Origin of the sequence: Streptosporangium nondiastaticum (genome assembly GCF_003011965.1) — a bacterium.
Lineage (GTDB): Bacteria > Actinomycetota > Actinomycetes > Streptomycetales > Streptomycetaceae > Streptomyces > Streptomyces nondiastaticus.
This window is the reverse complement of sequence record NZ_PXWG01000001.1, coordinates 118828-139387: the sequence shown is the minus strand read 5'-3', so window position 1 is coordinate 139387 and position 20560 is coordinate 118828. Positions and strand designations below refer to the sequence as shown.

Sequence of the window (20560 nt, the reverse complement as noted above, 5' to 3'; positions counted from 1 at the left end):
CGCACAGCCCATGACTCCGCCGGCAGGAGGGCCACACCATGAGCGGGACGTCCGCTGTCCCCGGGGATTCCCCGGAGGCGCTCCCCGACTGTGCCACCGATCCCGTCACGTCCCTGGTGGCCGAGTTCGTGGACAAGCGGATGGGAGGCAGGATCGCCCAGGGGCAGGACCCGGTCCTGCGGCCGGTCTTCGTCAAATTCCATGGTGCCGCCCGCGGCGTACTCATGGTCGACCCTGCTCTCCCACCCGACCTGAGCATCGGATTCCTCCGGGCCGCGAAGGAGCAGAAGGGCCTCGCGGCCTGGGTGCGCTTCTCCAGCGACGTCCTTCCGGACCGGCCGGACCTGCGCAGGACTGCCGGCGCCGGCATCAAACTGTTCGGCGTGCCCGGCCCGAAGCTGATGGAGCAGGAGAGCCGGGCGGACACCCAGGACCTGGTCCTGCAGAACCACGACGTCTTCTTCGTCGACACCGCCCGGGACATGTGCGAGTTCCAGCAGGACCCCGTGGCCTACCGGCGCGACCATCCGGCCACCGACCGGATCCTGCGGGAGATGCGCAAGCCCGAGGAGAGCGTACTGACCGCCACGTACTGGGGTGTGCTCCCGTACGCCTTCGGCACGGACCGGCACGTGAAGTACAAGCTCGTACCGGCCGGCTGCGCGCAGGGCGACCCGCACGCGACTCCGGCGGACGAGAACCCCTCCTTCCTCCGCGGTGATCTGCACTACCGGCTGGCCACCGGCGAGGCCGCCTTCGACCTGCTGCTGCAGTTCCGCACGGACCCGGACAGCATGCCGCTGGACCGCGCGACCGTGCGCTGGGAAGAATCGCTGAGCGCGCCGGTGAAGGTGGCGAGGCTGACCCTGCACCGGCAGGACGTCACGGCCCGCGGCCAGGAGGCCTACGGGGACAACTTCGCCTGCAACCCCTGGCACAGCCTGCCCGAGCACCAGCCGGTCGGCAGCCTCGGCGAGGCCCGCAAGATCGTCTACGCCGCCTCCGCCGCCCGCCGCCGCGACGCGAACGGGGTTCCGGTGGTGGAGCCCGGCCCGGCGCGTCCGGCGTCCGCCGAAGCACCCGGCCGCGACACCCGGATCGTCCGTGCCGCGATCCACCCCGCGATCGGAGTGGCCCGGATCGGCGACAGCACCGAGGAGTTCTTCCTCGGCCCTGAGATGGAAGATGCCCCTCCGCTGCCGACCGGCAGCTACAAGGACGCGACCGGTGCCCTCAAACGCCAGGCGGCCCGCTTCCGTGTGTACGGCTACAACGCCGCCGGCGACGTGGTCGCCGAGCTCACCTCGGACAGCGCCGACCTCAAGTGGACCGTGCACGTGGCCAACAAGAAGGCCGCCTGGTACCAGTTCCAGCTGGCACTGGACATCCCGGAAGCGGCCCAGGCCCCCGCCACCACCCTGCGCAACGCCGACGTCCCGCAAACCGAACGGCACCGCCTCGTCATCGACCCCGGACCCCGGTCCATCCGCGGCAGCAACCGCTCGGGCAAGCCCGAGTACGTCTTCGACACCGGCACCTTCATGGACAGACCCGTCTACCTGGGCGAGCTGCGCACGGATGCCGCCGGCCGGCTGCTCTTCCTCGGTGGCCGCGGGGTCTCCGCCTCCATCACCAACACCCCCGCGGGACACTTCGCCAACAACGACACCTGGCACGACGACGTCTCCGACGGCCCCGTGACCGCCGAGGTCCGCATCGACGGGCGCCCCGTACCGGTCGACCCCGCCTGGGTCGTGGTCGCTCCCCCGAACTACGCGCCGGAGCTCAAGTCGGTACGCACGATGTACGACCTGCTGCGCGACCTCTTCGTGTCCGCGGGCACCCTCGCACCTCCGAAGGAGGTCTCCTTCACCCGCGAAGTACTGCCGCTGCTGCGGCGCCTGTGCGACCTCCAATGGGTCAACCACGGCTTCGCGGCCCACTTCGGACACGCCGGACGCGAGCACCTCCTCGCACCCGAGCGGCTCGCCAGGCTGGCCTCCCCCAGCGACCACCCCGGCGACCCGGGCGACCGCAACGCCGAACTGCGCCACCAGATCTGGGCGACGATGCGGGACATGGACCGCGACGCCGCCTCTCCCGTTCCGTGGCCCGCGATCTACGGGGACGCCATGGGCACGCGCCCTCCCTCCCCGCGGCAGCACCTGGCGCTCACCCCACTGCAGTACCGGCTGCTCGACCGCTGGGCCGCAGGGGACTTCCACGCCGACTACGACCCGGCCGCCACGGCGCCCGCGTCCCTCGACGACCTGCCACTGACCGAGCGGCCCCGGGCTCTGGACCGGGCCGCCCTGTCCTTCTGCCTGGCCGACGCCTTCCACCCGGGCTGCGAGTTCACCTGGCCGATGCGCCACCTGACCATGTACGCCGCACCCTTCCGGCTGCGGCACCGCGACCCCGCCGAACCCGAACCCTCGTACGGTCCGACCCTCACGCCCCAGCAGGCGGTCGCGGACGACGGCCCGCTGCACGCACAGGGACCGGGAGACCTCACCCGGTGGATGGCCGTTCCCTGGCAGACCGACACCGCCCGCTGCCGCTCCGGCTACAACCACCGCTACGACCTCTACCTGCCGACCTTCTGGCCGGCGCGCGTCCCCAACCATGTCCTCACGGAAGCGGACTACAAGACCGTCATCGACACCACACGCACCCCCGAGGAGCGCCGGACCGCCTTCGAGAACCGCGCCGTGTGGGACAGGTGGCTGCCCGCCACCAGCCCCGCCGCCCAGATGAACGCCATGGTCAAGGACTTCGGCAAGCTCGGCCTCGTCGAACGGCGCGAGGGACCGGCCGACGACCCGGAGCTGCCCCGGGCCGTGCTGGTGGAGTCCGAAGTGAGCTTCACCCCGAGCACGCCCCCTCCCGACCGGCGCAACCTGGTGTTCCTGCACGTGCCCGAGGCCGCCGACCCCGCCCACCGGGACGAAGCGGTGGACGCCGCCCTGCGTACGGTGGACCGCCCCGACGAGGAGGTGCTGGCGGGCTACTTCGAGAAGATCGTCCGCTACCAGGACCGACCATGAACACCCGCACCGCGCCCTCGGCGAGCGGGCACTTCGAAGTGGTCGTGGCCGGCGGCGGCCCCGCGGGCGCCGTGGCGGCCCTGGTCCTGGCCCGGGCCGGCCGCCGCGTCCTCCTCGTCGACCAGCACGCCGACCCGACCGGGGCGACCGGGGCCACCGAGGCCACCGAGGCCACCGCACGGTTCACCATCGGAGAGACCCTCCCACCCGCAGCCCGGCCGCTCCTGCACGACCTGGGCCTGTGGCCGCACGTCACGGCCGACCGGCACCTGCGGTCCACCGGAATCCTCGCCTCCTGGGGATCGCCGGAGCTCTACGACCGCAGTGACGTCCTCGACCCGAACGGCCACGGCCGCCATCTCGACCGGCCTCGCTTCGACGCCTCGCTGCGCAGTGCCGCCCTCGCAGCCGGCGCCGAGTTCCGCCGGGCCGGCGTCGTAGGCCACCGCGCCCATGCATCCGGCCGGCATGTCCTGCTGCGCCGGGAGGGCGCCGTCGAGGAACTGCCCTGCGACTGGGTCGTCGACGCGACCGGTCGCCGCTGCGTCATCGGCCGCCGCCGGGCCGTCCGGCACCGCCAGGACCGGCTCGTCGCCGCCTACACCCTCTTCGACCGCCGCTTGCCGCACGGCCGGGGCTCGGACGATGACCTGCGGACGCTCGTCGAGGCGGTGCCCGGCGGCTGGTGGTACACCGTCAGGATCCCCGCCGGCCGGCTCGTGGCACATCTGACCGACGCCGACCTCGCCCCTCCCGCACTGCGCACGCCCACCGGATTCCTGGCCCACGCCTCCCGCACCCTGCACCTGCGGACCCGGCTGGAGGGCTACGCCCCGCCCCCGGCCGCCCCGCGCTGGACCGCCGCTCACGGCCTGCGCCTCTCGCCACCGGCGGGGACGGGGTGGCTCGCCGCCGGAGACGCCGCCCTCGCCTTCGACCCGCTCTCTTCCCAGGGCATCCTCACCGCCCTGCACACCGGGGCCCACGCGGGCCGCACCGTGGACCTGTGCCTGCGCGGCACCGTCACCGAGGCCCTCACCGAGTACACCGCGTTCCTCGACGGCATCGCCGACGCCTACCTCGGCCACCACGCGTACTACTACGGCCAGGAACGTCGCTGGACGGCGCACCCTTTCTGGAAGCGCCGCACCAACTCCTCCCACTCCCCCATGGCTCCCGGGCAACGCCCGGCATGACAAACCGGAGACAGCCCGGGCCCGCCCGCCGGTTCGGCCGGCCGGATCCTCGACCGCTGCCGCGACGTCCGTCACGGCGTCGAAGACGTCGGTCGTGCGGATCCATTCGTTGACCTTGCGGCGGACGGCCCGGCCCTCCTCGGTGTCGTAGCCCTCGAAGACGGTGCCCGCGTAGGGGCCGATCGTATGGGCGATGACGGTGAGTCCGGCCTCGTACAGCCTGCGGGACAACTCGATGTATCCATTGATGAGCTCATCGGCAGTGGGTAGCGGCTGCGGGAGTGCGGGTCGATGGAGGCCACCGCGACCGCGGTGCCCTCGGGGGGCGAGGACATCGATGCCGGAGACGAAGTAGCGGGAGAGCCCCAGCTCTTCTGCGCCGTCCAGGGAGCGGGCAGCAGTCACGTCGCCCGAGGCGAGGAACCCGGTCTCGGAGGCCATCGCGGAGAAGGCCGCGAGCCCTGTGTCGTGCGGGAAGTACAGGCTGAGGGCGAGCTCCTCCCCGGCGGACACCCGGCCCGGCACCGGGTCGCTCACGCCTTCCTCTCCGGCTGCGAGGGTGAACTCGCTTTATCTATTGCTCAGGTGGATGCGAACGGCTTCGCCACCGCCGTCCAGACGCAGGACCTGGCGTACGGTCTGGTCGGTGAAGTTCCTTGACGGGAAAAGCCGGTAGGTCTCGTAAGGGCTGATCAGAGCGCAACGGAAGCCTGCCACCCAGTGCAATGTCATAGTCATGCCAGTACCAGCATCAGACACGTGGATCTTGTTCCCGCCGGAGCTCGTGGAGGGACCTGCCCGACAGGCCGGGGACTCCCCTGTGACAGGCGCTTCTGATCGATGTATCCCTGGCCGCTTCCCCGAACGGCACGGGTTGGAGGACTCCGCCTGCGCAACGGCCCCGCCTCGCCGGGCGATGGATGGGACCATCGAATCCAGGCCGTCCTGAGGAGGGGGACCCCTTATGGGTGCAGGAGCCGACAACGCCGGCGACAAAATGGTCGTGGGCCGGACGAACGAAAGCGAAGAGCGGACCGTCCTCGTCGCCAAAGGTGGTGACGAGGACGGCTACGGCGAGGACTACGTGCTGCGTGTGGCGATCGAGAACGACCGGGTTCTCAGGGACGTACCGGAGGGCGTCGATGCCGTTCATGCGTCAGGCACCGTCCCCCTGCCCACCGGCGGGGCTCTGGGCACCCTTCCGCCGGGCAACGGCCTCGTCGCCGTCGGAGCGAACGGCGTGGTCGGCTACGTACATGACGCACCCCGCGACAAGCTGCAGGAGCAGCAAGTACATGCGGGCGTTCTCGGCGCCGGCACCACTGCCTCGCCCGGGGTCTTCGGCCGCGGCGCTCCCGGGGTGGTCGGCTACTCGCAGGACGCGGCCAGGGACGTCGCCTGGGAGGCAGCCGATCCGTCGGCTGTGTGCGGGCGCGCCACAGGCATCGGCGTCCGCGGGAAAGGCGATGACGGTGGGGTCCGCGGGGAGAGCGAGAACAATTTCGGGGTCGAAGGGAAAAGCACCCTTGCCTCCGGGGTCCGCGGTGCGAGCGAACGGGCCGCCGGCGTCTTCGGGGAGGGATCTCCCGGCGTGATGGGCAATGGCCCTGGGAGCGGGAACGGCGGGGTGTTCGAGTCGGAGAAGGGGGCGCAATTGCGGCTCACTCCCCGCCGAATGAGTCCCCTTGGCCCGACTGTGCCGACCACGCCCGAGGCGGTTCTCGTCAACGAACGCCAGCGCGGCCCCAGGCTCCCCAAGAACGGCCAGGCCGGTGAATTCACCGCGCTCGACGACCCGGCAGGGACCTGCACCCTCTGGTTCTGCGTCAGCGGCCCCGGCCCGGGACCGGCACGCTGGGCCCAGGTTCTGCTGGGGCCGGCGTTCGACGGGCGGGCCTGAACGCGGGGCCGTCGGTCAGATCGGTCTGTGCCACCGGTAGCCTGCGGCCTCATGACGCGCTCTTGGACCTTGCCGATATTGCTCGTGGCGTGCGGCTTGCTCGTTGCAGCCATGCTGGTCGCCAGGGGCTCGCCCGGCGTGGCCGTTCCCTTGCTGGTGGTGTTCGCCCTGCTCGCGGGGCTGCACTCGCCGCTGGCGTTCCCACGGTCGATCGGTGCACAGGAGGCGCAGGAGCGCAGTGCGATCGACGGACGGCCGGTCGTCTACTGGCGGGCGGGCTGCAAGTACTGCCTGCGGCTGCGGATCCGGTTGGGCCGCAACGCCCGTCGGCTGCACTGGGTGGACATCTGGCGGGATCCGGCCGGGGCGGAGGCGGTGAGGGCGGCCAACGACGGCAATGAGACGGTGCCGACCGTCGTGGTGGCGGGCCGTCCGCATGTCAACCCCGGTCCTGAATGGGTGCTCGCGCAGCTCTCCTCCTGACGAACGCGCCACCAGCCGGGGTTCCCCGGCATCTCCGGGCGCGAGCGAGACCGAAAGCGCCCCGCGAAACCGGGATGCGATGCGGCGGGGAGTGCGGAACACTTCGCCGGTGATTGTGATGCGGCCCGTCCTGGAGATCTACACCCCCGACGGCTTCGACCTCTGGCCTGTCGCCGAGATCGAGTCGTTCGGCTTCCTGCCTCTCAGCGGTGAGCTCTCACCTGCTGAGGTCGGGGCGGCGGTGATGCGCATCGCCGACTACAACGACGCCGCTCCCGACGATGACTGCCCGCCTCGTCCGGCCGAGGCGCGTGACGCGTTTCTTCACGGACTGCTGACCTCCGACGCCCCTCTCGCACCGGGCGGCCTGCAAGTCACCGACGGCTCCACAGGCGTCATCTTCCTGCCGGGGCGCTGCGACGGGCTGGAGGACTGGCGCGACTGGCACCAGCTCGTCGACAGCGGCAGCCTGCTCGGGTTCGGCCACGACCCCGTGTCACCGATTGCGGAGCGTTTCGGCGACACCGTCCGGCTCACCGTCAACGCCGAGCAGAGCGACAGTCCGGTGATCGAGCTGTCCGCCACCGAGCTCCGTCCCCTGCTCGCCGGTGTCGAGCGCGACCTGACCGGCTTCCTCGCGCTTGCAGCCGGCTGGGCCGCCAAGTGCCTGCCTGACTACTGCACTCCCCTCACAGCCGCCCTCGCCCGCGTTCTCGACCTTCCCGCGCCGGTCATACCGGGCCCGCCGCGGTCAGTGGGGCGACTCTGACACGACATTGGGCTCGTGCCTCTGAACAGGCACGATCCCGATGCGTTTCGCCGGCCGGCCGGGTCACTCCTCGGCGATCATGCTGAGGCCCGCGAGCCCCGAGTCCTCCCCGTACGGCCGCCGCCGAAGCTGCACGGCCAGTTTGCTGAACCAGATGGACGTGTCGTCGTTGGTGACGTACATCTTGATCGAGTCGCCTCTTACGGACCGGCGCCGTGAGCGTGCCTGTCACGTCGGGCGTGCTCTCGGCCTGTGACGTCGAGCGTGCTCTCGGCCATCACCGCTCCCGTGACCTTCAGCGAGCTCTCAGCCGAAACCACCCCGCTCGCCGTCAGCGAGGCCAGCGTCTGGTCGTGACGCACACTGTGAGGTGGTCCCACCGCACCACGTACCCGCCGTCCGGCGTGGGCGTCACCGTCTTGAGTGCGAAGGACGTGTCCGCAGCACCAGCGCCCGCCCATCCCCGGCGACGGTTCGGCGATGGCACGCACGGGCTGGACACACGACCCCGAGTCGTAACAGAATCAGTTGCGACACAGAGGACGGGAGACGGGGGACTTCGATGGGCGCGAGCAGCCGCATGACCGTGGCCACGCACACGCTGACGTGGATGGCCCTGGTCTGCCCCAAGCGCACGGACGGCATCGTCACCTCCGACCAGATCGCCGACAGCGTCAACACCAACCCTGTCGTCATCCGCCGCACCCTTGGAAGCCTGCGCGATGCGGGCCTGGTCGAGTCGCGGCGAGGTCAGGGGGCGGGCTGGCTGCTGACCCGCGCCCCGGAGTCGATCACCCTGAGGGATGTCTACCTCGCCGTCGAACACGAGCCGCTCCTCGCCCTGCACCCCGCCACCCCCAACCAGAAGTGCCCCATCGGGATCGGCATCCCGCCCGTATTGCGAGAGGCGTACGACCGCGCGGAGGAGTCGATGAAGCGCGAACTGGCCGCCGTCACCATCGCCGACGTGCTGAGGGAGACGGTTGCCCCCTAACATCAGCGGTTCGATTCACAGTTCACATCGGCCGGTCCCTGAGGGCCGGTCTCTTTTCGGAGCATTGTCGTAACCATTTCTGTTACATCAAATTCCCGGAGGCCCCTCCCCCGTGTACCGGTCACTCATCGTCCTTGCCGCCGGATTGTTCGCCATCGGCACCGACAGCTTCGTCATCGCCGGCATCCTGCCGGACGCGGCGGATTCCCTGGGCATCCCCGTCGGCACCGCCGGCTGGCTGCTCACCGCGTACGCCTTCACCTACGCCGTGCTCGGCCCCGTCATGGCGACGTTCACCACCCGCTGGCCGCGCCGCACGCTGTTCCTCACCGGGTTCGTGATCTTCACCGCGGGCAACCTCATCACAGCCTTCGTCCCCGTCTTCGGCGTCGCCCTGGCCGCGCGAGCACTCGCCGGACTCGGCGGCGCCATGGTCACCCCCGCCGCGGTCGCCGCAGCCGCCGCGCTCGCGCCACCGGAGCGTCGCGGCCGCGCCATCGCCACCGTCATGACCGGCCTCAGCGCCGCGACCGCCCTCGGCGCACCCATCGGCACGGCGATCGGCAGCCTCACCGGCAACTGGCGCGCCACCATGATGTTCGTCTCCGCACTCGGCATACTCGCCGCCGTGGGCATCACCCTGCTCCTGCCCGCCCTCCCCACACCACCCGCAGTCCCACTGCGCACCCGCGTCGCCCCGCTCGCCGACCGCCGCATCGGCCTGACCCTGCTCACCACCTTCCTCGTCTACACCGGCCTGTTCACCGTCTACTCCTTCATCGGCGCATCCCTCGACCGCGCCACCGGCGGCAGCGGCACCACCCTCGCCGCCCTCCTGTTCGTGTGGGGCCTGGCCGCCACCGCAGGAACCCTCGGCTCCGGCAGCCTCATCGACCGCCTCGGCAGCCGCCGCGTCATCAACGTCGCGATCACCGTGGCAGCGATCGACTTCGCCCTGCTGCCGTGGACGAGCGCACACCTGCCCTCCGCCGTCGTGGCACTCCTCGTCTGGGGCGTGTGCGGATGGGGATTGCTGGCACCGCAGACCCACCGCCTGATCACCGCCCTGCCCACGGCGGCGCCCTTGCTCACCGGCCTCGCCTCGGCGATGGTCTACGTCGGCGTCTCGGTCGCCCCCCTGGTCGGGCAAGTCGCGATGGCGTGGTTCGGCCCCTACTGGCTCGGCCCCGTCGGCGCGGCGTTCATCGCGCTCGGCCTCGGTGCGGCAGAAGCAGCGCACACCGTCATCCGCCGGCACGTGCCACAGCCCGCCCTCACAGCACAGGCGCAGCAGCCGTCACCGGCCAAGTAGCGTTCCGTCCCGAACACTTATCGACACCGAGGACCAAGCCACAGTGATCACCACCGAACGCCTCCGGCTGCGCCCGCTCACCGAAACCGACGTCAACGTCGACTGGTGGGTGCGACTCCACGCCGACGAAGAAGTGAAACGGTTCGTCGGCGGCTATACCCGGGAGCAGGCCGCAGCGCGCCTGCGCGACATACAGCAGCAGTGGACGCGGCGTGGCCACGGACTGTGCGCCGTCACACTGCGCAGCACCGGAGAGACGATCGGACGCTGCGGCCTGCACTGGTGGGAGGACTTCGGCGAGACCGAGATCGGCTGGACGTTCGCCCGGGCCCATTGGGGACAGGGCTACGCCACCGAAGCGGCCCAAGCCGTTCTCGCCTGGGGCTTCGGCTCCCTGGAGCTCACACAGATCACCGCCATGATCCATCACGGCAACACCGCTTCGTCCGCCGTCGCCCGACGCCTCGGATTCACACCCCTGCGTGAGGACTCCGTCCTCAACCGCCCTTGCACCGTCTACGCCCTGGCCCGGGACGACCATCCCTCCCCCGATAGGCACTGACCCAGGCGGGGCGGGCGGCGCAGCACGAGCCCTGCCGCCTCTGCGGGCGGAGCGATCCGCGGCCCGGCGGCCGAGAGGAGCACGGGATCGACGGTGACAACCAGAGCGGCCCCGGCGCCGCACGCCGCCTCCGGACGGGTCCAGGGCCGGCACGCTCATGGCGCCGATCCGACCGCCGGGCACCTGCCCGGCCCCGTGCGCGGGAGCGTGGAGCGGAGCGAAAGGCAGGGTCGTACATCCTGCCTGTCGCTCCGCCCACCGCCTCGGCCCCGGGTCAGCGGACCGACTGCCGATTGCCGACCAGGCCAGGGTGCCCACTGCCGATTGCCGATTGCCGACTAGACCAGGGTGCCGCAGTTTGTCTTGTACCGGGCCACGACGTAGCCGTCGATCTCGCCGCCCCAGTCGACGCACTTGCCCTTGGCGTCCAGATAGACCGGCCCCGAGTACGAGGTGAAGAAGCCGTACTGCTCCTGCTTCGACTTCAGTTCCTGGTTGCGCTGCAGCCAGGAACCCACCCACAGCGGCGAGCCGGACGAGGTGTCCCGCTTGGTGACCACGCAGTTCTTGCCCGCGGCGGCGTTATAGGCCAGGAAGACCGTCCCGCGGCCCGGGATCGGGATCTGATTGACGTGCGCGTATCCGGCGCCGCACTCCTTGTTGTACGTGGCGGCGGCGGGGGCCGGAGCGGCGACGGACGTTCCGGTGCCCACGGCCAGCGCGGTGACGGTGGTGGCGGCGAGCACCGCAGCTCCCGCAACGCGGGTACGTACAGCACGCTTCACTGTGTCCTCCGTGGAAGTCGCATGGTGCCGGTTGATGGATGTGCGCGGGACGGCCGTCTCCGTGCCCACACAGACACGCCACGCCCCAAAGAAGTTGTGCGCCCCTTCACCCCCACAATGCAGAACCGGCCACCACGCCGGACGGCTGTGCAGGCCCGCAGCCCCAGCGACCCGCCCTGTCCGCCCCCACCACCCGAGCGAACGGCCGCGGCAGACCGCGGGGCAGTAGGTAAGTTCTTGCCCCTCACCCCGTGTCAGGCGATCGACTCGGACAACTCGGAGCCGTCATGTTCACCATCGGAGACTCCGCCCGGCACGGCCGCGTCGCGGGCCGGATGCTGCGTCACGACGAGGACCGGCCGGACGATCCCGATCAGTTACCGGACGGCGCGCGGCCCTGGATGCGGCGGATTACGGCGAGCACGATCGGCGCCGCAAGCCGGCCCAGGTATGCGCCGGAGCTCATGACCAGGAACGAGACGGGAACGCATCGCCCAGCGGGCATGCGATAGGTTGCCCGCCATGACTGAGCTTGGCCCCGTCGCATGGCCACCTGCTCCGATCAGGACCGAGCGGCTGGTGCTCCGCGAGTCCGGGGCCCGGGACCGTGCGGCGTTCATCAAGCTGTTCGCATCGCCAGAGGTGGGCACCTACATCGGTGGCCCGCGACCGCGTGATGAACTTGAGCTCGCGGTGCCCGAAGTGCCTGGGCGGCGCCCTGGCCTTTTCGTGATCGATCTCGACGGAACGATGATCGGCATGATCACGCTCGATCGACGCGACGCAGAACGTCCGGGGCGCGTTCGTCCGAATGGCGGGGAGGCCGAGCTCGGCTACATGTTCCAGCCGGAGGCGTGGGGACGCGGCTACGCCGCTGAGGCGTGCGCAGCGGCACTTGACTGGTTCGCCAACGCTCTTCCCGGCGAGCCGGTGGCGCTCTGCACCCGGACCGCCAACGACCGGGCAATGCGCCTCGCGGCGAAGCTGGGGTTCACCGAGGTGGAGCGGTTCCAGGAGTACGGCGCCGAGCAGTGGTTCGGCATATGGTCCTCGGACACGCCGTCCGGTTGAGCTCGTACTCAGCGGCGGCGTCCGTTCGCCCCCCGCCCCCGCCCCCACCAACGTCACGAGGGCTCACCCGGGATCTCGCCGAATGTCTGCCTGAAGCAGGCCCGCACGGAATGAAAGCCAGAGATCCAAGAATGCGGACCGGCCGCGATGTCCGCGCACGGCACGACTGCGCCGCCGTCTCGGACGGCCGCCGACGCCCGCGAGCACGTAACTGTCAGTCCTGGTCGCTAAGGTGCGACGCATGCACTCACTGATCACTGCCATTGCCTCGCACGACGAAGCCGCCGACTTCCTGGCCTGGCCGGGCGACTTCGACCTCGACCGGAGCGACCATGTCGAAGATGTCCACCTTGCCTCGGGTGCTGCACTGGAGGGCTTCGCGGGTGACGGTGCCGGGGGAACGTACTTCTTCTGCGGCGAGGGCGGTGAAGAGCGTCCGGTTCTGTATGCGGACTCTGAAGGCGGCGCGGCGCTGATCGCGATCGGTCTGAAGGAGCTGCTTCAGCTGCTCTTGGTCGTCCCTTGGTGGCGCGACTGCCGCGTGTTCACTGCGGAGGAGAGCGGCGAGCTGGCTGCCGAGTATCTGGAGGACACGCCCGATCTGATAGCCCAGCGGGACCGTGCGGCCGCAGCCCTCGGCATTGACCTTCCCCCCGAGACCGATGTCCTGGCTCGCCTGCACAAGGTCGCCACCGAGGCAGGCAGGGACTTCACCCTGATCTTCACACCAGAGGGCGAGCCCTATAACCCACTGATCAAGCCCTGAGTAGTGCTCCCCCGTCACCGGCATTCCCGCGCGGAGCACGGTGTGCCGCAGCCGCGACGGCGCGGTGCGCAGGTAGAAGAAAGTGCGTCGGCATCGCCGACAGGGCAGGCAGGCAGACGTCCGCGCCGCTCCCGGGCCCGCATGGTCCACACGCATCTCTCTTCCTTCCTGACAAACGCGCTACCAGCCGGCGTACCTACCGGGACGAACGGGATCCAAGTCGATCCTTAAGCTCCACGTCATGCCCAATGACCTCGGCTCACCTGCTCGTGCTGCGGCGCGCGCCACGCGGAGCTGCCGGCCTACTCGCCCACGACCCTCAATCTGAAGACCCGACGTCCACGCCCGCCCGGTCGATGAGCGCCCCTTCGTCGAGCGCGAACCCACCGACCATCCTCTCGCCGTCGAACAGTGGACGGGCATCGCGTGGGAGCGCGTGCGAACAATCGCAGAGGCTGTGCTCCACCCCACTGGCGAGAACCTCTGAGCAGCGGACCGGCGCGGCTGGCGCAACTGGCACAACTGGCACCAGCTTCGTCGACGGCGGACGCCGGCCGAGGCGACGGCACCCGAGGCTCGCTCCCCGCCTCGGCCGAGCCGGGACCACGCCCGTCACTCACCTCGCGCCGGGTAACACGACCCGCCAAGCAGCGCATACGACGTGGCGGCCTGTCTTTGACGCGTCGCGGCCGCGGGTCAGTGCTTGTGCGGCGGTTCATGAGACTGCCGCCACACGATGCAGTTCGCCTTGGCGGCCGCTGCGTGGCGCTGAGGGTGGTCCTCTGGTGGCAGTGGAGCGTGGGCGGTATGCGGGAACGCGGTGCGGACCTCGGAGAAGAGGTCATACCACCGGGTTTCGTAGGCGATGGAGGCAGCGTACAGCGCGTCCAGCGCGGCTCGGAGCGGGTCGGGGTCTGCCGCCCCGGTCAGGGCGGGGAAGGCCATGGCCTGCTGAGAGGCGTTAGGGGTGCCGTGGGGCAGCGTGATGGTGGTGCTGGGAACCTGGGGATCGGAAAGGAGGAGATCCCATGACTGCTGTGTGTCGTTCAGCGGTGGGGTGAAGGACACGCCCTGGACCAGCTCCGCCAGGCCGCGGGCGATCCAGTCCACGCTGCTGAGCCCGGCCACGTCGCAGGCTTGGTGTGCGGCCCAGCGGGCTATCGCGCGCTGGACGTCCGGGCCGGCCTCGTCGATCGCGTGCACGAGGGCGACGTCGAGGTCCACCATCCCGGCCACGTTGCCTCCGACGTTCCGTAGCCGGTCGCTGGGCAGGCGCCCACCCCATTGCCTCTTCTCAGCACGCTCTATCAGTTCCTGCCTTTCTCGCTCCTCCCTCTCGCGGGCGAGACGCCTTGTCTCGGCCAGTTCCTCAGGTGTGGGCGCCGGGGGCAGTTCGCTCGCCCACCCGTGCCAGTACGCGGCCGAGCGGGTCGTCTCCTTCACGACACGGTCGGGCTCGGGCATGGCAGGCCAGAACTGGAGAAGGTACTCGTCCAGCACGGGCTCACCGGCACTGCGCACGCAGGCCCGGGCCTCCTCCATGCCCCGGCAGTGGTAGCGAGCCCGGTACGTACCCGAGGGCAGGCCGAGGTCCCGCCATCCTCCGTCCCAGTCGTTCAGGCTCGTGTCATCGGAAGCTGTACGGAACGACGCCTCCACGATGTCCTCCCAGTTGTCAGAGTCCAAAGGCGGCTCCTTCTGATGCAGTTCGACGGTGAAGGGGACGGAGCCGGTGTGCATACCGGTCGACAGGTGCAGGTACCCGGGGACGGCCGCTCCGCACAGCCCTGCCTTCTGCCCCATGAAACAGTCGTGGAGGCCGGCTTCAGGCCCCTCGTCCAACTCGGCACGGGTCCGGCCATCGATGTACATCTGGCCGTAGGCCACGTGGAATTCGCCTTGGAAGAGTATCCGCATGGCCACAGCATGCCTGCAGGGTCTGACATTGATGCTGCCTGTCGGCGGCCAGTGGAAAATCCCCGCGTACGGCCAGCTCGATTCCCCATCTGGCAGTCACACTCAGTAGTCTCGGTCCTGGCTAACCTCGGATGAGGCCGTCGAGCGGTCATCGCAGTGAAACCCGCTCGCCCTTGTCACCTCCTTAAAGGGACACTGCGGGCATGGATTTCCTCTGCTATCACCGCGACCGGACCGGCTCCCTGCCGCTGCGTGAGGAGTTGCTCGAAGAGCATTGGGCCTATATGGACGGGTACGCGGAGGAGATGATCGCCCGGGGGCCGACCTTCGCCGACGACGGCGACACGCTCACCGGAAGTGTGCACATCGTCAACCTGCCCGATCCCGCTGCTGCCCGCGCGTTCGCCTTTGACGAGCCGAACTACCAGGCCGGTGCCTACCGAGACGTGCTGCTGCGGCGGTGGCGCAACACGCTGGGGCGCACCATGTGGGACTTCCCCGGCGGCCGGACCGGAGGCAACCGGTACCTCGTGCTCGGCCTCGCTACGGGGCAGGCCGCCGACCTCGCGTTGCCATTCGACCGGGACGAGCTGATCGCCTACGGGCCGCTGCTGTCCGACGACGGCGCCACCTGGCTGGGCACGGCGGCGTTGGTCCGGGCGCAGGACCCGGATGCGGCACGTGCCGTCCTGACACTGGACCGGTACGCCGACATCGAGGTGCACAACTGGCAGTTCGGTGGGCGGCCGTCATGAACGAGGGCAGCCAAGCCCACGCCACGGCCGTGACGTCACGCTCCGTAGACACAGTGGCCGTCAGTGGGGAATTCGAGTGGTCACGACGGGGAGCTGAAGTGGCCGCGGGCGGGGAAAACTAACTGGCCACTGTCAGCTGCCACTCTGTTCCGGTGGTTGCTGCACGGGGCCTGCCTGACACCTGCTGAGCCGTCTTCCTGATGTTCCGTCCAGCCACCGGAACCTGTTCAACGCCTGGTGACACGTCGTCCCGCACCCAACGGGGTCGTTTCAGCGCCGTAGCTTGGTCGTCTTCGATACACGCGTCTCGCACCCGACGACGGCCCCGATGCTCGGCGCGGGTGAGCCGTGACGACGCACAGGTTTTTCGATCTTCAATGTCCGATCGTGACCAGGCTCGGATGATGAGGCCCATGACACCGATCACCGGCATGGACCTCACCGGCTTCACGGAACGAGAGCCCGGGGTGTGGACCGACGAGCAGGGCCTCGTCCTCTCCGTCCACTTCTTCGACATCGCTCCGGACCTGCCCGCTCCCTTTGAACAACTGGACCGGCTCCGGTACGGCCTGGCCCGATTCGCCGTCCAGGTCGGCGGCGGTCTGATCGAAGCCGTACTCGGCGAGGTGGACACCCTCCCGGCCGTCCGACAGTTCATCAAGATCCCGCCGGCCGGCGGCCACGGCTTGGTGTTCCTCGGGGCGTGGACGGTGCCGAGAGCCGGGTGCAGCACCGTGGTGAAGGTCCAGGCCGCCGAGGGCGGGATCACTGGTGTGCGTGAGGCCGTCACTTTCAGCCGGACGGAACCGGAGCAGTGCTCCGGTCCTCACCCGTACGGCCCGGACATCACCGGCGGCCTGCCTTACCACGTCGGTGACCACGAGCAATGGGACGCGCATTTCCCCGACCATCCACTCACCCGCGTACGGACCACGCTCGAACGAATAACTCCCACCCTGACCCTGCACGAGGAGTTCAAAGCGCTGCCGCCCTTTGTCTCTGCGAGCGACCTCGATGCCGGCCCCTCCGGCTCCGGCGTCCGCCGCTGGTTCCGCCGCCGGGGATAGCGCATGTCTCTTTGCTGGGTTGGCCAGTTGATCGGATATATCCGTCCGATTATTGATTACTGATGCGATGTGGGACCGGATCGAGCCGCTGATGCCGGCAGATCCGGTCCGCGGGCGGCGATGGGCCGACCACCGTCGCACCCTGGAAGCCATCGCCTGGAAGTACCGCACAAGTTCGCCCTGGCGGGACCTTCCCGAGGAGCTCGGCTCATTCCAGGCCGCTCACAAGCGGCTGATCAGATGGGCCAGACAGCACCTGGGAGATGATTTTCGCCGCCGCTTCGGCGTCTGCGGACGCCGACGACGACATCGACTGGACGGTGGCAGTGGACTCCACAGTCGTCCGGGCCCACCAGCACGCTGCCGAAGCACTCAAAAGGGGGCGCGCCACCCCGGCGAGCCCGCCGATCACGCTCTCGGACGCTCCCGCAGCGGGCTGAGCACCAAGGTCCACCTGGCAGCAGACGGCCGCGCATGGCCTCTCGCGTTCACCGTTACCGCAGGCCAGGCAGGTGATGCACCCGCCTTCGGGACGGTGATGTCCCGCATGCCGGCCAAAGGACAGAACCTAGCGGTGAACAACAGGGCCCGGCGCAAGGCGTGGCCCCCAGCCCGGCGGCAACAGAGCCCACGAGCCGTGTTCCAACCACTCCCGGAATTGGACGGGCCGGGCGCCAGTGGCGTGGTCCAAAGAGAGCGGTACGATCCGATCACAAGTAGCCCGTCCGTCCCACCACACTGTGCCGGCCAGCGAGCCGGTCAGCGCCAACAGGGTGGAGAAGCCGCAGCCGTGCTCCTGGACGACGACCGCACCGGCCGTCTTCTGGTCCTCGAACCTGTCGGCCTCGTGGTCCCAGGCACGCCAGGCTGTTCGATACGCGGCATCGTCCTCGAATGCCTCAGCCTGTGGCTCACGTGCCATCAGTTCGTCGTCCCTCTCGGCATAGGAGTCGGGATGCGGAAAGGGAACAGCCAGCAGCTCCCGTCGCCACTCATCATTGCCGGCCCACCACCAACCACATCCGGTCCGCTCAAGCCGGAAGAGCTCCCCACCCGCGCTCACCTCGCGCAGATACGCCCGATATTCCTTGGGAAAGGACACACCGAGTTCACGCTCGGCCTCGACGATCTCGGCTTCAGTGAGGGGCGGCTCTGTCATGGGGCGAGCCTAGCCCGCGTTATGCAGACCATCGATCCGCTCACGCGCTCCCCAGCGCCATGGCCGAGTCAGGCTGCTCCAAGAGACACGGCCGGGAATCAGGGTGCCCGCCTGCCGCTGTCCGGTGAGGAAACTCACCGGACAGATTACATAAAAGGGTCGCTGCATCACTCGGATCAAACGTGGCGGGCCTCGCCAAGGCGGACGGACAACGTTGCTGTCGCCTACCAGGCCGCACTGCACCTGGCCGTCATCATCATCTGGACCCGCAGCTGACAGGAGACTGATGTGAGCCGGCCTATGGAGGTATGCGCTCGATCGGCGACGCCAGTCCCATCCTGGGTAACGGTCCGTCAGCGTGACGTAGTCACTCGTCTGCAGGATCTCTCGGTGGTTGGTGTCGACAAGACCGTCCACACCAGGCAGGACGTCGTGGAGGAAGGCCCGGGCCGCGTCCATGGACCGGCACGACACATAGACCGCGTACGGTTCGCCGATCCGGGCCCGCACCTGCTCGAGCTCCTCCGGCTCGTAGTCCGCCAGGATCCCGCCCGAGAGGTCGATGCGGCGGCCTTGGCGACCGGCCTTGGTGACGCGTTCGGGGACGACGCACGGGTTACTGGATGCTTCAGCCATAGGACTACGAATGCGGGAGGTCGGCGTTGCGCCGAGCGAGGGACCCGCGGAAAGGGCGTGGATCGCTCGCACCAGCCTCCGCCGCGTGATCCGCAGTGAGAAGCAGCTCAACCCAGCCCCTGAGACGTCAACCGACAGCGCACACGGAAAATATGCCCCAGGCGGGGTGGTACTGACCTCCTTGGAGGAACCAGGCAAAGGGTTGCCCACATGGGGGACATATCAGCCGAGCGGCGTCGCACTCTGCAGTCAACTCCACCCGAGCTCGTCGCGAAGGCGGCAGCGAATCCGGGTCGGTCGCGGTGACCGGCCTTGACCTCATCAGCGATCCCAACGGCTACGTCCCCGGGGGAAGCGGTCAAGGGTGTCCGGCAGGTCGGCGAGGACGGGCAGCTGACCGGCGAATTCGTGGAGAATCCGAACTACGGCCCGCCCAAGGACGACGTCGCCAAGCTCACGGATTCCAAGTCCTGGCTGGACTCGCTCGGTGAACAGCCCGCCGTCGCAGTGCGCGATTCCATCGCGGGGATCTTGCACGAACAGGTCCCTGGAGCGGTTCTGGAGTGGATCAAGATCCTCGACGTTCCGCGCTACCTCACCGGAGGCCGCCCCCAATACGAGGATGCAAGCCACATGATCGTCACTCGGGCCGGTATCACCCTGTCCTTCGCACTCTCCGTGACCAGCCCCGGGCGTAAACGGAGCCCCCTCCCCCGGCGCCATCACCTGAGACTCGCCCCGTCCGAATCCCGGGTCGGCACAACGTGTCTCACGGAGACAGTGGTCACGTTGAACCGTCCCGGCGGTACCGGGCCAGCCGTTCCAAGCTCACGTCGTTTCCCCGCCGACGCGTGAGCGGCTTCACCGGCCGGTCGCCCCGCGCGACCCCCACACTGTCCAGGAGCCGGTCCACCGCACCTTCCGGGTTCGCCAGCGCAATCCGCCGCCTACAGAAGTGCTCCGGCCGCGGTCGCCCAAAGATCAGATCAGCCTGACATGACTCATCGTAATCGCTGCCCAATTTGCTGTCCGGAAAGCCATCATGAGCAGGACGTACTCCTCCTCCGCCTGCCCGACGACGTCACTTCGGTGCAGGAGATCCCCACCGCCCACACCCCGGACCCGCTCGGCCGGCGACACGACGTACTAGCGTCCGTCACTCAGACCATTCCAGAAGTTGATCTCTCGGACCCCGACTTGGGGCGAACAGGGGGCACCGGCGGCGACGTGCCGGCGACGAGCCCCGACCATCGGCGGCCGAGTACGCACGGGCGCTCCTCGCAAGCCGCGCGGAGACACGGCTGGGGCTGGTCGCCGCGGCGTCCGGTGCCGAAGCGCTGACGACCGTGGGATGGGCCGGGCCCTGTGACTACGACAATGACACCCCGAAGTTCTCCGAGGTCGTCCGTGACTGGGAACATCGTTTCGGAGCCCGGGTCATGGCAGTCGGGTTCTCCACGCTTCGCCTCAGTGTCGTCACTCCACCGGTGGGCGAGCACGAGGCTCCGCTGGTTGCGGCCGAGCACTTCGCCTTCTGTCCGGACGCCATTCGGCAGGGCGGCCGATCGCACACACTGGCCGCATACGCCGAGCGGATCACCGGTTCCCACCCCCGCTGGGACTTCTGGTGGGACTGATCATCTCCCCAGGAAACGCGTACCCGTCCCGGGGCAAGCGGTCCTGAAGCGGTCCGTGTATCCCGGCCGGCGCCACTTGTGAACAGCCGGATCGAACCGTCGCATCGACGGCCGGGCGACAGCGGCATAACGGCCGTCCTCTTCACACATGCCCCCAGCCTCCTCAGAATCGACCAAGGCGGAGGGCCCTCGGTGGCGTCGGTCCTGTCGGGAGGAGAGCCCGGCTCCGGCTGCTCCCCCGTCAGGAAGCTGGGTGGGAACGTGCAGTCATCCAGCACACTCCAGTCGTTGATCCTTGGGCGCAGGCGGCGGTTGGGGCGGGGCCGGTAGCGGCGTTGCTGCATGCGGCGGTCGATGCTGTCGGCGGGCCAGTCGCGACTGACCTTGTCCGCGCTGATGTTGCGGGCCTGGCCGATCTCGGCGACCTTCATGCCCCGGTCGCGGGCCTGCTGAACGATCGCCGCGTCGAGGTCGGAGAGGTCCTTGCCCAGCTCGGCGGCACCG

At 69.3% G+C, this 20560-nt stretch carries 19 protein-coding genes and 1 pseudogene; 17 read left to right on the top strand and 3 right to left on the bottom strand.

The genetic code is table 11. From position 1 onward, the window contains the following. Window positions 1–38 precede the first annotated feature (38 nt). The 9 genes from B7P34_RS00645 to B7P34_RS00605 all read left to right on the top strand — a co-directional run bounded on the left by B7P34_RS00645 (window position 39) and on the right by B7P34_RS00605 (window position 10263). Window positions 39–3047 (top strand): LodA/GoxA family CTQ-dependent oxidase, encoded by a 3009-nt coding sequence (locus B7P34_RS00645; RefSeq protein WP_223267344.1) that lies wholly within the window; start codon window positions 39–41, stop codon window positions 3045–3047. Further along, window positions 3044–4243 carry an NAD(P)/FAD-dependent oxidoreductase gene (locus B7P34_RS00640; RefSeq protein ID WP_106673751.1) on the top strand — a complete coding sequence of 400 codons (1200 nt, stop codon included), beginning with the start codon at window positions 3044–3046 and terminating at the stop codon, window positions 4241–4243. Before B7P34_RS00645 ends, B7P34_RS00640 begins: the two co-directional genes overlap by 4 nt. Window positions 4244–4711: 468 nt before the next feature. Further along, a complete protein-coding gene (locus B7P34_RS36570) occupies window positions 4712–4903 on the top strand; it encodes a hypothetical protein (protein WP_146166668.1) in 192 nt (63 codons plus the stop codon). 304 nt (window positions 4904–5207) lie between these two features. After that, window positions 5208–6143, top strand: a complete 936-nt coding sequence (locus tag B7P34_RS00630; protein ID WP_146166667.1) for a hypothetical protein — start codon at window positions 5208–5210, stop codon at window positions 6141–6143. A gap of 111 nt (window positions 6144–6254) precedes the next feature. After that, window positions 6255–6626: a glutaredoxin domain-containing protein gene (locus tag B7P34_RS00625; protein ID WP_223267343.1), complete on the top strand. Its 372-nt coding sequence runs from the start codon at window positions 6255–6257 to the stop codon at window positions 6624–6626. A 118-nt stretch (window positions 6627–6744) separates the two neighbouring features. Next, window positions 6745–7395 carry a hypothetical protein gene (locus B7P34_RS00620; RefSeq protein ID WP_223267382.1) on the top strand — a complete coding sequence of 217 codons (651 nt, stop codon included), beginning with the start codon at window positions 6745–6747 and terminating at the stop codon, window positions 7393–7395. Window positions 7396–7957: 562 nt separating this feature from the next. Next, window positions 7958–8389: an Rrf2 family transcriptional regulator gene (locus B7P34_RS00615; protein WP_106673746.1), complete on the top strand. Its 432-nt coding sequence runs from the start codon at window positions 7958–7960 to the stop codon at window positions 8387–8389. Window positions 8390–8501: 112 nt separating this feature from the next. Continuing rightward, window positions 8502–9701 carry an MFS transporter gene (locus B7P34_RS00610; RefSeq protein ID WP_146166666.1) on the top strand — a complete coding sequence of 400 codons (1200 nt, stop codon included), beginning with the start codon at window positions 8502–8504 and terminating at the stop codon, window positions 9699–9701. Window positions 9702–9744: 43 nt separating this feature from the next. Beyond that, the gene (locus tag B7P34_RS00605; RefSeq protein WP_106673744.1) at window positions 9745–10263 is read left to right on the top strand and encodes a GNAT family N-acetyltransferase; all 519 of its coding nucleotides are present in this window, start codon (window positions 9745–9747) and stop codon (window positions 10261–10263) included. 338 nt (window positions 10264–10601) lie between these two features. Here the strand turns inward: B7P34_RS00605 and B7P34_RS00600 are convergent, their stop codons facing one another. Next, window positions 10602–11009, bottom strand: coding sequence for a spore-associated protein A (locus B7P34_RS00600; protein WP_223267342.1), 408 nt, complete (start codon window positions 11007–11009; stop codon window positions 10602–10604). A 326-nt stretch (window positions 11010–11335) separates the two neighbouring features. On the opposite strand from B7P34_RS00600, the gene B7P34_RS38090 reads away from it, so the two are divergent. From B7P34_RS38090 to B7P34_RS00580, 3 genes are all read left to right on the top strand, one after another. Further along, a complete protein-coding gene (locus tag B7P34_RS38090; protein ID WP_223267341.1) occupies window positions 11336–11560 on the top strand; it encodes a hypothetical protein in 225 nt (74 codons plus the stop codon). 10 nt (window positions 11561–11570) lie between these two features. Next, window positions 11571–12119 (top strand): GNAT family N-acetyltransferase, encoded by a 549-nt coding sequence (locus B7P34_RS00585; RefSeq protein ID WP_106673938.1) that lies wholly within the window; start codon window positions 11571–11573, stop codon window positions 12117–12119. Between the two features lie 241 nt (window positions 12120–12360). Then, entirely contained in the window at window positions 12361–12885 is a 525-nt protein-coding gene (locus tag B7P34_RS00580) for a hypothetical protein (protein WP_106673742.1), read from the top strand. A 696-nt stretch (window positions 12886–13581) separates the two neighbouring features. On the opposite strand, the gene B7P34_RS00570 is transcribed toward B7P34_RS00580, so the two are convergent. Then, window positions 13582–14802, bottom strand: coding sequence for a hypothetical protein (locus tag B7P34_RS00570; protein WP_223267340.1), 1221 nt, complete (start codon window positions 14800–14802; stop codon window positions 13582–13584). A gap of 203 nt (window positions 14803–15005) precedes the next feature. Between B7P34_RS00570 and B7P34_RS00565 the strand changes: the two genes are divergently transcribed. The 3 genes and pseudogenes from B7P34_RS00565 to B7P34_RS39600 form a co-directional block, all read left to right on the top strand. Beyond that, entirely contained in the window at window positions 15006–15557 is a 552-nt protein-coding gene (locus B7P34_RS00565; protein WP_106673741.1) for a YciI family protein, read from the top strand. 413 nt (window positions 15558–15970) lie between these two features. Further along, window positions 15971–16624 carry a hypothetical protein gene (locus B7P34_RS00560; protein ID WP_223267339.1) on the top strand — a complete coding sequence of 218 codons (654 nt, stop codon included), beginning with the start codon at window positions 15971–15973 and terminating at the stop codon, window positions 16622–16624. 52 nt (window positions 16625–16676) lie between these two features. Then, window positions 16677–17174 (top strand): annotated as a pseudogene (locus B7P34_RS39600) (IS5 family transposase); the annotation flags it as partial. An 18-nt stretch (window positions 17175–17192) separates the two neighbouring features. Here the strand turns inward: B7P34_RS39600 and B7P34_RS00550 are convergent. Continuing rightward, window positions 17193–17783: an SMI1/KNR4 family protein gene (locus tag B7P34_RS00550; protein ID WP_106673740.1), complete on the bottom strand. Its 591-nt coding sequence runs from the start codon at window positions 17781–17783 to the stop codon at window positions 17193–17195. Between the two features lie 1044 nt (window positions 17784–18827). Between B7P34_RS00550 and B7P34_RS36565 the strand changes: the two genes are divergently transcribed. Both B7P34_RS36565 and B7P34_RS39595 read left to right on the top strand, forming a co-directional pair. After that, a complete protein-coding gene (locus B7P34_RS36565; RefSeq protein WP_146166665.1) occupies window positions 18828–19274 on the top strand; it encodes a hypothetical protein in 447 nt (148 codons plus the stop codon). Between the two features lie 491 nt (window positions 19275–19765). Then, window positions 19766–20056 (top strand): DUF4253 domain-containing protein, encoded by a 291-nt coding sequence (locus B7P34_RS39595; RefSeq protein WP_353620221.1) that lies wholly within the window; start codon window positions 19766–19768, stop codon window positions 20054–20056. Window positions 20057–20560: the final 504 nt, after the last annotated feature.